Annotated in this window: 9 protein-coding genes; 4 read left to right on the forward strand and 5 right to left on the reverse strand. The window is 72.0% G+C overall.

Going from position 1 to position 12,116, the window contains the following annotated elements; genetic code table 11:
* Positions 1–93: 93 nt before the first annotated feature.
* On the reverse strand, positions 94–534 hold the full coding sequence (locus AB0I10_RS07240) for a subtilase-type protease inhibitor (protein ID WP_363151343.1): 441 nt from the start codon (positions 532–534) through the stop codon (positions 94–96).
* 442 nt (positions 535–976) lie between these two features.
* Positions 977–2,131: a DUF3533 domain-containing protein gene (locus AB0I10_RS07245; RefSeq protein WP_363151344.1), complete on the reverse strand. Its 1,155-nt coding sequence runs from the start codon at positions 2,129–2,131 to the stop codon at positions 977–979.
* Between the two features lie 277 nt (positions 2,132–2,408).
* Here AB0I10_RS07245 and dnaE point away from each other — a divergent pair, with 277 nt between their 5' ends.
* Positions 2,409–6,155 carry a DNA polymerase III subunit alpha gene (gene dnaE, locus AB0I10_RS07250; RefSeq protein ID WP_363151345.1) on the forward strand — a complete coding sequence of 1,249 codons (3,747 nt, stop codon included), beginning with the start codon at positions 2,409–2,411 and terminating at the stop codon, positions 6,153–6,155.
* Between the two features lie 107 nt (positions 6,156–6,262).
* Complete coding sequence (locus AB0I10_RS07255; RefSeq protein ID WP_363151346.1) at positions 6,263–7,315, forward strand: helix-hairpin-helix domain-containing protein; 1,053 nt, start codon at positions 6,263–6,265, stop codon at positions 7,313–7,315.
* Positions 7,316–7,479: 164 nt separating this feature from the next.
* Here AB0I10_RS07255 and AB0I10_RS07260 read toward each other — a convergent pair whose 3' ends face one another.
* The gene (locus tag AB0I10_RS07260; protein WP_363151347.1) at positions 7,480–8,118 is read right to left on the reverse strand and encodes a pyridoxamine 5'-phosphate oxidase family protein; all 639 of its coding nucleotides are present in this window, start codon (positions 8,116–8,118) and stop codon (positions 7,480–7,482) included.
* Between the two features lie 369 nt (positions 8,119–8,487).
* On the opposite strand from AB0I10_RS07260, the gene AB0I10_RS07265 reads away from it, so the two are divergent.
* Positions 8,488–9,345 (forward strand): alpha/beta fold hydrolase, encoded by an 858-nt coding sequence (locus AB0I10_RS07265; protein ID WP_363151348.1) that lies wholly within the window; start codon positions 8,488–8,490, stop codon positions 9,343–9,345.
* Between the two features lie 136 nt (positions 9,346–9,481).
* On the opposite strand, the gene AB0I10_RS07270 is transcribed toward AB0I10_RS07265, so the two are convergent.
* Positions 9,482–10,066 carry a TetR/AcrR family transcriptional regulator gene (locus tag AB0I10_RS07270; protein WP_363151349.1) on the reverse strand — a complete coding sequence of 195 codons (585 nt, stop codon included), beginning with the start codon at positions 10,064–10,066 and terminating at the stop codon, positions 9,482–9,484.
* A 164-nt stretch (positions 10,067–10,230) separates the two neighbouring features.
* Here AB0I10_RS07270 and AB0I10_RS07275 point away from each other — a divergent pair, with 164 nt between their 5' ends.
* Positions 10,231–10,713, forward strand: coding sequence for an SRPBCC family protein (locus AB0I10_RS07275; RefSeq protein ID WP_363151350.1), 483 nt, complete (start codon positions 10,231–10,233; stop codon positions 10,711–10,713).
* 98 nt (positions 10,714–10,811) lie between these two features.
* Here the strand turns inward: AB0I10_RS07275 and AB0I10_RS07280 are convergent, their stop codons facing one another.
* The gene (locus AB0I10_RS07280; RefSeq protein ID WP_363151351.1) at positions 10,812–12,095 is read right to left on the reverse strand and encodes an amino acid permease; all 1,284 of its coding nucleotides are present in this window, start codon (positions 12,093–12,095) and stop codon (positions 10,812–10,814) included.
* Positions 12,096–12,116 lie beyond the last annotated feature (21 nt).

Below are 12,116 nucleotides of genomic sequence, written 5' to 3' on the forward strand. Positions count from 1 at the left end.
CCCCTGGGCCCCCCCCCCCCCCCCGGTGCCCGGGCGCCGCCCCCCCCCCACCCGTGTGGGGGGGGGCCGGCGCGGTTCCGGACCGGTGGACGGTCAGAATTCGAAGACCTGGCCCTTGCCGTCGGTCATCGTGCAGGAGTTGGAGAAGGTGTAGGTGTACGAGACCCGGTGGCCTTCCCAGACGCCGTCCGCGGTGACCACGATGGGGTTCCACTCCTTCGTACACGCCCGGTTCGTCACCACCCCGGTCACCTTGGACAAGTCACCGGACGCCGCGCGCAGTTGGGCGCAGGCGGCTTTCGGGGCCGGGTGGGTTCCGGTCGCGGTCGGCCGGCAGCTGAGCGTCGCCGCCCGCTGGATCGTGGAGGTCGCGCGGCTCTCGCCCTGGCCGACGGTCAGCACCAGCTCCGTCGGGGCGTAGAGCCCACCTGTTCGCGCGGGCTGCGTCGGTGCGGCGGTGGCCTGTGCGGTGGTGGCCAGCGTGCCGAGAACCAGCGCCGCACCGAGTGCGATGCCCCCAGTGATGTACCGCATGACGGGAACTCCCTTGCTTGAAGGTGTAGATGACGGACGGGAGTCTGGCCCAACTGCACTTCAAACGCACCCCGTGCGATCACTTTGAGTCGATAGATGAAAGCTGAGGGTAATGGCGCGATCGGGTGCGGCGATTTTGTGGCGAAGTAGTGTTCCTATGGTGTGCGGCCAGCGGGGATGACGCGCCTGCGGTGGCCAGGGGCGGGCGTCGGATGGACCCGGAAGGGCAGAATCCGGCCGCCGACCGGTCGTTCGGGAGATTGTCGATCTCCGGCGATTGGCCGAAGAAAGGGCAGGAGGATACCTCCGTATCAATTCATCTGTGGCTCCGGCTTGTTAATTTGCCGTTTCCTTTGCCTGCCTGGCTCGGGTGGTTGCGCCGTCAGCGCCCGCCTGGCGCGCGCCACCAGTCCATGGGCGCCCCGTTCCGCATGACGCCGCGTCAGCTCGGCAGCTGCTTCCCGTCCCCGTGGTTCCTCTCCCCGTCGCCCCTCTCCCCGTCGTCCCTTTCTCCGTTGCTCGTATCCCCGCCGTCCGTTTCCCCGCCGTCCGTCTCCCCGCCGTCCGTTTCCCCGCCGTTCGTCTTGCGGAGCATCGCGAGGGCGACGGTGAGCAGGGTGCCGGCCGCTGCCCAGGCGGAGAGCACCAGCAGCGGCCCGGTCACCGCGTTGCCCCGGAAGTACGCGATGGAGCGCGCCACCCACGTGCCCGCGCCCGGCGGCAGCGCGGGCCCGATCGCCCGCCAGAACGGCGGCAGTAGCGGATACGGATAGGCGCCGCCCGCGCTCGGATTGCCCAGCACCACGATCAGCAGGATCGCCAGGCCGATGCCGATGATGCCCAGCAGGCCCTGGAAGGCGAGGGTTGCGGCGCCCACGGCGAAGACGATCAGGGCGCCCAGCCCCCACAGCCCGCAGAGGCTGCCGGGCAGTGCGCCGAGGACCGGGCCCACGATGATCGCCCCCGCCAGGCCCGCGGCGATCGCGTAGAGCGCGAGCGCGGCCAGCCGGATGACGGCCCGATGTCCGTTGGCGGGGCGCGCCCCGGCGCTGATCGCGAGGACCGCGGCGCACAGATAGCCGCCGACGCACCAGCCCACGACGAGGTAGAAGGACGACAGGCTGCGGCTGTCGCCGCCGTCCGCCGGTGTCACGTCCACCGTGCGTACCGTGCGCTTCTGGGCCTTCTCCGCGGCCGTGACGACGAGCTCGACCGCCTGTGACAGCGAGGCGCCGCCGCCGCTCGCGACGAGCAGCCGGTCGGTGCTGCCACGCGGATCGACGATCAGTGCGGCATCGATCGTCCGGTTGTTGATCTGCCGTCGCGCGTCGCGCTCGGAAGGTGCCGGGCGCGGGTCCAGCGGCGAGCCGGCCAGCCGGTCCAGCTTCTCCACCAGCTGCCCGCTGACCTGCGCGGGGGCGACCACGGCGAGCGGTACATCGGTCGGTTTGGGGTGGTGGAAGGCGCCGGTGTACGAGGTGATGAACGCGATCATCAGGCCCAGTACGCCGATCACCAGCAGCGCGGCCCGGGTCGTCACCGCGCTCTTCACCTCCTTGAGGAAGGTGGTGCGGGTGCTGCTGTCCAGCGTGGCCATGCGCCGCTCCTCGCCCTTCATGGCCCCGTCACGTCGGGGTCATGCCGGACCGCTCCGGGGTCATGTCGGGTCTTTTGGTCCATATCTTCCGGTCGGTGACGTGCTTGCGCAGATCGGGCGGGCTGATCGGCGGACGCGGATGAGGCGTGCCGCCTCCCCATGTGCGTGTTCGTACGAATGTTCGAGTGAGAGGTATGGTGGAGAGAGGAGCGAGGGGCTCGGGATTAAACGAGGTACTCAGGATCAGCTGGGGGCGGATGAGGTGCAGGAGGTGCAGATGCCAGGGTTCACGCATCTGCACGCCGCTTCGGGGTTCTCCCTGCGCTACGGCGCCTCCCACCCGGAACGGCTCGTCGAGCGTGCCGCCGAACGGGGCATGGGCGCCCTCGCGCTGACCGACCGGGACGGTCTCTCCGGGGCCGTCCGGTTCGCCAAGGCCGCCGCCGAAGCCGGTATCCGCCCGCTGTTCGGAGCCGAACTGGCCGTGGCGGGGCGTGAGTCGGCGCCCGCGGCCACCGCACGACGGCGTACCCCGGTGCGCGGCGGCGCCTTCCTCGACGAGTCCGCCGCCCGCGCCGTCTTCCTGGCCCGCGACGGAGCGGCCGGCTGGGCAGCCCTGTGCCGGCTGGTTTCGGCCGCCCACGCGGACCGGGCCGGCCACGCGGGCCGCACCGCCCGAGCCGGGCAGCCCGTCCTCCCGTGGAGCGCCCTGGAGTCCGTCGCGGGCGGGCTGAGTGTGCTGCTCGGACCGGACTCCGAGGTCGGCCGGGCGCTGTCCGCGGGACGCCCGGACCGCGCCGCCCGGCTGATCGCCCCCTGGCGCGAGCTGTACGGTGACGCGCTGCGCCTGGAGGTCGTCGACCACGGGCGGACCGGCAGCGGCCCCGGCTCGCTGCGGCTGGCCGCCCGCACCCTCGGCTTCGCCGTCGACCAGGGCATCCGCACCGTGCTGACCAACGCGGTCCGCTATGCCGACCCCGGCCAGGGCCCGGTCGCCGACATCCTGGACTCCGCCCGCCGCCTGGTGCCGGTGGACCGGCACCACCCCGAGGCGCGGGACAGCGGCGAACGCTGGCTCAAGGACACCGCCGCGATGAGCCACACCGCCGAGCGGATCGCCGAGGCGGCCGGATTCCGGCGCGGCCTCGCCCACCGGCTGCTCGCCATGACCGAGGAGACCGCCGGCGAGTGCCTGGTCGACCCGGAGGGCGACATCGGGCTCGGCCGCGTCCACTTCCCCGAACCCCGGCTGGTCGGCGCCGGGCACCGCACCGCCGCACGGGTGCTGCGCTCGCGCTGCGCCGCCGGGATGGTGCTGCGCGGCTACGACCACGACCGCGAGCGCTGGGCGCGGCTGCACGACGAACTCCGTACGATCGAACGGCTCGGCTACCCCTCGTACTTCCTGACGGTCGCTCAAGTCGTGGACGATGTACGGGAGATGGGCATCCGTGTCGCGGCCCGCGGGTCCGGCGCCGGATCCCTGGTCAACCACCTCCTGGGCATCGCGCACGCCGACCCCGTCGAGCACGGACTGCTGATGGAACGCTTCCTGTCCGAGTGGCGGGCGGCGCTGCCGGACATCGACATCGACGTCGAGTCCGCCCGCCGGCTGGAGGTCTACCGCGCGATCTTCGACCGCTTCGGCGCGGAGCGGGTCGCGGCGGTCTCGATGCCCGAGACCTACCGGGTGCGGCACGCCGTACGGGACGTCGGCGCCGCCCTCGGCATGGACCCGGCGCAGGTGGACCGGCTCGCCAAGGCCTTCCCGCACATCCGGGCCCGTGACGCACGCGCTGCGCTGGCCGAACTCCCGGAGCTGCGCGGCGTACGGGAAGCCGGCAGCGAGCGGCTGTGGCAGCTGGTGGAGGCGCTGGACGCGCTGCCCCGCGGCATCGCCATGCATCCGTGCGGGGTGCTGCTCTCGGACGCCACGCTGCTGGACCGTACGCCCGTCGTACCGACCAGCGGCGAAGTCCCCCATGGCCTTAAGGGCATGGGAGGCGCCCCCATCGCGATGTCCCAGTTCGACAAGGACGACGTGGAGGAGCTGGGGCTGCTCAAGCTCGATGTGCTGGGCGTACGGATGCAGTCCGCGATGGCGCATGCGGTCGCCGAGATCGGCCGGGCCACCGGACAGCGCCTCGACCTCGACGACCCGAAGCAGGTGCCGCCCGGCGACCCCGCCACCTACGACCTGATCCGCTCCACCGAGACGCTCGGCTGCTTCCAGATCGAATCGCCGGGCCAGCGCGACCTGGTCGGACGGCTCCAGCCCGCCACCTTCCACGACTTGGTGGTGGACATTTCACTGTTCCGGCCGGGCCCGGTCGCCGCCGATATGGTGCGGCCCTTCATCGAGGCCAGGCACGGCCGCAAGGCCGTCCGCTATCCGCACCGTGACCTGGAGGAACCGCTGCGCGAGACCTACGGGGTCGTGGTGTTCCACGAGCAGATCATCGAGACGCTGCGGATCATGACCGGCTGTGCGCGGGCCGAGGCGGACGAGAAGCGGCGCGCGCTGTCGCATCCGGAGCTGCAGGGCAAGGTGCGTGCCTGGTTCGCGACGTGTGCCGAGCGGCGCGGGTACGCGCCCGAAGTGATCGCGCGCACCTGGGAGATCGTCGAGGCCTTCGGCGCGTACGGCTTCTGCAAGGCGCACGCGGTGGCCTTCGCGGTGCCCACCTACCAGTCCGCCTGGCTCAAGGCGCACCACCCCGCGGCCTTCTACGCCGGGCTGCTCACTCACGACCCCGGGATGTACCCGAAGCGGCTGCTGCTCGCGGACGCGCGGCGGCGCGGGGTGCCGGTGCTGCCGCTGGATGTGAACCGTTCGGCGGTAGCGCATCGAATTGAACTGGTGTCCGGTGGTGGTGGGGCTGGTCCGAACGGCACTTCCGGTGTCGGCGCTCCCGTCATCGGCGCTTCCGGTGTCTGGGGGCTGCGGCTCGCGCTCTCCGATGTGCACGGGATGAGCGAGGCCGAGGCGCGGCGGATCGAGGCCGGGCAGCCCTACCACTCGCTCCAGGACCTGTGGCAGCGGGCGCATCCGGGCCGTCCGGTGGTCGAACGCCTCGCCAGGGTGGGCGCGTTGGACGTCTTCGGCGCCAACCGCCGCGACCTGCTGCTGCACATCGCCGAGCTGCACCACCGTCAGCGGCGCGCACCGGCCGGACAGCTGACGCTCCAACAGGAGACGGTGTCCGTGACCGATGTGGTCGAGCCGGTGGGTCTTCCCGACCTCAGCGATGTCGAACGGCTCAGCGCCGAGCTGGGCGTCCTCGGCATGGACGCCTCCCGGCACCTGATGGCCGACCACCGGGAGTTCCTCGCCGAGCTGGGCGCGCTGCCGGCCCGGCTGCTGCGCGACGCAAGGAACGGTGAGACGGTGCTGGTCGCCGGAGCCAAGGCGGCCACCCAGACACCGCCGATCCGCTCCGGCCGCCGCGTCATCTTCACCACCCTCGACGACAGCACGGGGCTGGTCGACTGCGCCTTCTTCGACGCTCCCCCAGGCCCTGGGGGCCTGGGAGGTACCCCCAGTCCCCTTGAGGCCTGTGCATACACCGTCTTCCACTCCTGGCTGCTGCTGGTGCGCGGCACGGTCCAGCGGCGCGGGCCGCGCAGCCTCAGTGTGGTCGGCGCAGCCGCCTGGAACCTCGCCGAGCTGGCCGAACTGCGCCGCGAGGGCGGCCTGGAGGCGGTCACGGCCCGCCTCGCGGCAGGCCCGGACCGGGCGGCCGGACGGGGGACGGGCGAGGGGGCCGGGGAGCCGGACGGCTCCAACGACGGCTCCGATGGGCCGGACGGCTCCAACGACGGCTCCGATGGGCCGGACGGCTCCGATGACCGCTCCGCCGACCGCTCCAGTGAGGCGGAGAAGGCGGGGAGCGCCGCTCCGGGGCGCACCATCCGGCTGGAGACCGGCTATGAACTGCACCCGTGGGCCGACCTCCAGCCTCCGGGCGAACGCGCCGCCACCGGCCGCAAGCTGTGGCACTCCAGCCCCGGGAGCGCGGGATGACCCCCACGCCGAGGCCGCCCGCCACGCAGCCGGAGCCTGCCCCCGGTGCAAGCACCGGCTCCACTGGAGCGGCTGACGCCGCGCCCCCTGCTGCGCGGCCCCCCGGCATGCTCCACGTACGCTTCCGGACCACTGACGACACACCTCTGAGCGCCGAGCAATACGAGCAACTACTGCGGCTGCTGGCGCAGTTCACCCCGACCATCGAGGCACTGCCGCCCGAAGCGGCGCTGGCCGATGTCCGCGGGGCGCTGCGCTACTTCGACCGGGACGCGACGGGCATCGCCGAGCTGGTACGGCTGCGCGCGCTGGCCTGGCACGGCGTACGGTGCACGATCGGGGTCGGCGCCAACCCGCTGCTCGCGCGGATGGCGGCCCAGGAAGCCGCACCCGGCGAGATCCGGGCCGTCCCCGGGGACACCGGATCCATCGCCGCGTTCCTCGCCCGCCGGCCGGCCTCGGCGCTGTACGGCGTCGGGCCCGCGACCGTGCGCACCCTGTGCGCGTACGGGCTCGACAGCGTCGACCGGATCGCCGCCGCGCCGCCCGCGACCCTGCAACGGATCCTCGGCGCGAAGACGGGCCGTGCGGTCTACGAACGGGCGCGGGGCATCGATCCGACGCCGGTCTCGCCCAATGCGTCCGCCCGCTCGATGGGCGCCGAACACCGCTTCGCCCACGACGAGCTGGACCCGGTCAGGCGCCGCCGGGCGCTGCTCTCGCTCGCCGACGACCTCGGGGCAAGGATGCGCGCGAGCGGGCAGGCGGCCCGCGCGCTCACCCTCACCGTCCGCTACGCCGACCGCTCCACGACGACCCGCACCCGGCGGCTGGCCGAACCGACCGCGCACGGGCCCGCGCTGACCGAAGCGGCCTACGCGCTGCACGCCGCGCTCGGGCTGCAGCGGGCACGGGTGCGGTCCGTCGCGTTGCGGGCGGAGGACCTGTGCCGCGCCGAACTCGCCGCCCGACAGCTGACGTTCGACCCGGTCGACGACAAGGCACATCGCATCGAGGCCGCCGTCGACCGCGCCAGGGCCCGCTTCGGAACCACAGCGGTACAACCGGCGTCAAAGCTCGGCGGCACCGGCCGCCAGTACCCGTGGCCCACGGCGAAGCCCGGCCCTAAGACGGTGCCGGGGCTCAACGGCAGACGGTAGGAGCAGGTGCCTGGGAAGGGACTAAGGGCGGGATTAAGCACGGTTTTAAGCACAGGATTAAGCACGGGATTGAGCACGGGCGCCAAGGGCAGGCGCCAGGTCTCCGTCAGCCCGCTGACCGTCGGCTTTCTGCCGTCGGCCGGCCGTTCGGAGCCCGCCGGTCATCAGCCGTAGAGCCGCTCCGCATACCTGGGGCCGTAATGCTCCTCCAGGGCCTCCAGGGGTATGTCCTTGGCCTCAACGCCCTTGACTATCCGGGCGCGTGAGGGCAGCGCGTCCGGCTCCCAGGTCTCCGGCTTCCACAGATCCGAGCGCAGAAACGCCTTGGAGCAGTGGTAGAAGACCTCCTCGACCTCTACCAGCAGCGCGAGCCGCGGGCGGTGGCCCTTGACGACAAGGCCATCGAAGAACGGGGCGTCGCGCAGCAGTCGGGCGCGGCCGTTGATACGCAGGGTGTCCCCGCGCCCCGGCAGGACGTAATTCAGCCCGACATGCGGATTGCTGAGGATGTTCACAAAGCCGTCCGCCCGCTTGTTGCCGGGGCGGTCCGGGATCACGAGGGTGGTGTCGTCCAGGACATGGGTGAAGCCCGCGGGATCGCCCTTGGGCGAGACATCGCAGCGGCCGTCCGCGTCCGAGGTGGCTATCAGGCAGAACGGCGACCGTGCCAGCCATTGGCGGTCGAGATCGTGCAACCGGTCGCGGGTCTTGTGCGCGGCATGTGCGCTGGGCTCGCCGATCAGCTCACGCAGCTCCGCCTCGGAAGAAATCTCCGCGATCCCCGTCAGATCTGCTGTCTCCACCGGTCTCTCCCCTCCGTGCATTTCCCCGGTCAACGCCCTGTCGGCAAGGCTGCCGACTGGCCTGCTGGCTGGACTGCCGACGTGCCATCGACGTGCCATCGACGCGTCATCGACTGTACGGGAGACCTCTGACAACCGCCCCTCCGGTGACGCACGGGGGGCATGGCGCAAGCACAGTTCGGGCGTCGCATACCCCGGACGTCCGGTGAGGGTTGTGTGGGACTTCTTTCACCGTCATGCGGCTGGCCCTCACTGCTTACTCGGCCGTAACTTAACTTTTAGTCAACAACTTTGGCCCTTGCGATCCGGATCGCAGGTGAACGGCTCACCGAGCTCTTCGGAGTCCCCTCACCCCGCAAGGAGCATCGTATGCAGCTGCGTTGGTCGCGCACGCTCACCGTCCTTCCCGCACTCGCCCTGGCCGCCGGTATCACCACGGCCACCCCTGCCTCTGCCGACGCCCCCACCGTCAGCAGCGGCTGGAACAACTTCGACTGCAAGCCGTCCGCCGAACATCCCCGGCCGGTGATCCTGGCGCACGGTACGTTCGGCAATTCCATCGACAACTGGCTCGGTCTCGCGCCCTACTTGGTGGCTCGCGGCTACTGCGTCTTCTCCCTGGACTACGGCCAGTTGCCCGGTGTACCGCTCTTCCACGGCCTGGGCCCGGTCGACGCGTCCGCACAGCAACTCGCCACGTACGTCGACCGGGTGCTGGCCGCTACCGGGGCGCGGAAGACCGATATCGTCGGCCACTCGCAGGGCGGGATGATGCCCCGGGTGTACCTGAAGTTCTACGGCGGCGCGGACAAGGTCAACGCGCTGATCGGGCTGGCTCCCGACAACCACGGCACCGATCTGGACGGCCTGACCCGGCTGCTGGACCTGTTCCCCGGCGCCAAGGACTACATCGACAAATTCACCCCGGGGCTCTCCGACCAGATCGTCGGCTCCGACGTCCTCAACCGCCTCAACGAGGGCGGCGACACCGTCCCCGGCGTGCACTACACCGTCATCGCGACCCGGTACGACGAGGTCGTCACGCCGTACAAGAGCCAGTTCCTCGACGGTCCCGATGTGCGCAACGTCCTGGTCCAGGACCTGTGCCCGCTCGACCTCTCCGAGCATCTGGCCATCGGACTCGCCGACCCGGTCGCCTTCCACGAAACGGCCAATGCCCTCGACCCGGCCCACGCCACCCCGACGACCTGCCTGTCTAACGGCTGACGGGGCGCGCCGGGCCTGACCCGGCTCGGCCGACCCACTGCACGTGCCCACCCCTCCCCGAGGGGGGTGGGCAGCGGGGACGGGCACGCGTCAGCTTCCCCGACGGACGGGCGGTCGTCCCTGCCACGGTGAAGGGTCACCCGGCCAGTAGCGCACCCGTGCACTGCTCCGCCAGTTCCTCCGCGTGCGGGGGCAGCGGGGACCCGTTCCGCAGGTGACGGCGGACCAGTGACAGCGGGACGTCGATGATGGCGAGCGAGACCCGTTCGATGTCCTGTGCGCCGCTCGCCCCCAAGGTGTCGGCGAGCTCCCGGACGGACGTGAGTACCCGCCGGTTCCCCTCGTCGGCGCGTCGCCGATGCTCCTCCGACCAGCTGTCCTGCCCGAAGTCGCGGGCGCCGTACAGGAGCAGCGCGGCTTCGTCGGGGTGCGCGCGGCTCCACGCCACGACATGCCGGGCCGCTGCCCGACCCGCTGCGCGCGGGTCGTCGGACGACTTCAGCGCCGCGAAGTAGCCCTCCTGGAAGCCTTCGACGGTTCGCAGCCACACCTCGGCGAGCAGGGCGGAGCGGCCGGCGAACCGGTGGTAGAGCGAGCCGCTGGGCGCGCCGGCGGACGCGGCGACCGCGGCCATGGTGACGCCGGCGGGGCCGGACTCGGCGGCCAGTCGGACGGCGGCGTCGAGGAGTAGCGGCGTATCGAATCGGGGTGGCCTGGCCATGTTCTAGAGGGTACCCTCCAATTGTATTGGAGAGACCTCTCCAGAACTCGGCGAGGGCGCATGGCCAGAGCCATGTCCAGGAACGCGGACATGACCAGGAACGCGGACAGGGCCATGGCCAGGCTCGCTCTGGGGAGTTCGGAGCCCTAGGAAGGGAGCGCGTGATGGGCGTCTACAACGTGCACGAGAGGGTGCTGCCGGTGCCCCGGGCCGAGGCCGGGCAGCTGATCGACGGCCTGTCCGGCGGCGCCGATCAGCTGTGGCCGCGTAGCGACTGGCCCCCGATGCTGCTCGACGGGCCACTGGCGCAGGGGGCCCGTGGCGGTCACGGCCCGGTTCGCTACACCGTGGCGGCGTATGTCCCTGGCCAGTGGGTGCGGTTCACCTTCAGCGGGCCGCGCGGTTTCCACGGCTTCCACGAATACACCGTCCACCCGCTGGACGAGGACCGCACACTGCTGCGTCACACCCTCGCGATGCGCGCCCGGGGCCCGGCCCGGTTCACCTGGCCGCTGGCTTTCCGGTCGTTTCATGACGCGGTCCTGGAGGACAGCATGGACCTTGCCGAACGTGCCTGTACGGGCACCGTCGCGCGTCCGTCCCGCTGGAGCCCGTACGTCCGTCTGCTCCGCCGGTTCGCCCGATGACCTGCCCCATTCGCCCGATGACCTGACGCACTTGGCTGCGGGCCTGCCCCGGCGGACGACCCGGCCAGGGGGTGGATCGGCTCACCGGACGGCCCGGCTCACCGGATGACCCGGCGCAGCGTCAGGAAGCAGAAGGAGGCGAGCGCCAACCCCACGGGAATCAGCAGCAGCCAACCGGAGAAGGCGAGTACCGCCGTCGTCAGCACGGAGCTTGCGAGCGTGCCGCACCACAGGGGAGTGCGGCGCGGGAGCAGCACCAGCGCGGCGGCCAGCCCGGCGAGGGTCACCGCCGCCAGGCAGGTGGCGGTCGCCCGCATCAGCAGATCCAGATCGGCGCCGCCGAAGCCGGCCGCCACGGTCACGAGGACGGCCGCCCCGCCCTGCACCGCGAGCGAGCGGCGCGGTACCTCGCCCGGCTCGCCGCCCTTGGCCAGCCGGCGGGGCGCCGCCCCGTCCCGGCCGAGCGCGGCGCCGAGCCGGGAGGCGCCGGCCAGATAGGAGTTGACCGCGCCGAAGGTGAGGAAGAGCGCCGCGGCGGCGGCCACCGGGCGGGCGGCGACACCCACGCTCTGGGTGAGCAGTGCGGTCAGCGGGGTGTCGGTGTCCGCCGCGGCCGGCCCCAGCGCGCCGATCGTGGCCACCGCGAGACCCAGGTAGAGCACGGTGATGACGATGAGCGTGTAACGGGTCACCCGCGGCAAGTCCCGTCGGGGATCGGCGAATTCACCGGACAGATGGCTGGCCGCCTCCCAGCCCGCGAACGCGAAGAACAGCACCGCGGCCGCCGAACCGACCGACGACCAGCCGCCGGGCATGAACGGCGTGAAGTGCGCGGCGGAGACATGCGGTGCGGCGGCCAGCACCGCGCACAGCAGTACCGCTGCCAGCAGCCCGCCGAGCAGCAGTTGCACCCGCCCCGACATCCGCAGGCCGACCGCGTTGGAGGCCAGTGACGCGGCGAGCACCAGCCCGCCGACCATCGCCGCGCCCGCGTCCCCCCAGCCGACCGCTTCGGCCACGTACTTCCCGCCGATCCAGGCCGCCGAGACGACGCCGATCGGCACCGCCCCGTAGAACCACCACCCCACCACGGCCGCCGCCCGTGGCCCCATCGCCCGGTGCACATACGTGGCCACGCCCCCGCCGTCCGGGAACCGCGCGCCCAGTGCCGCGAAGGAGGCGGCCACCGGCACACACATGGCCAGCAGTACGAGCCAGGCCAGGACCGAGGCGGGGCCGGCCGCCGAGGCGGCCAGGGACGGCAGGGTCAGGACGCCGGGGCCCAGGACGGCGCCGGCGCACAGTGCGGTACCGCTGCCGATACCCAGCCGCCGTACATCCGGCCGTGCGGAAGCGGGGAGTGTTGTCTGTTGTACGGTCACAGTCGCCGAAGGTAACCGTAA

The sequence above is a fragment of the Streptomyces sp. NPDC050636 genome (assembly GCF_040654775.1).
Taxonomy (GTDB): Bacteria; Actinomycetota; Actinomycetes; order Streptomycetales; family Streptomycetaceae; genus Streptomyces.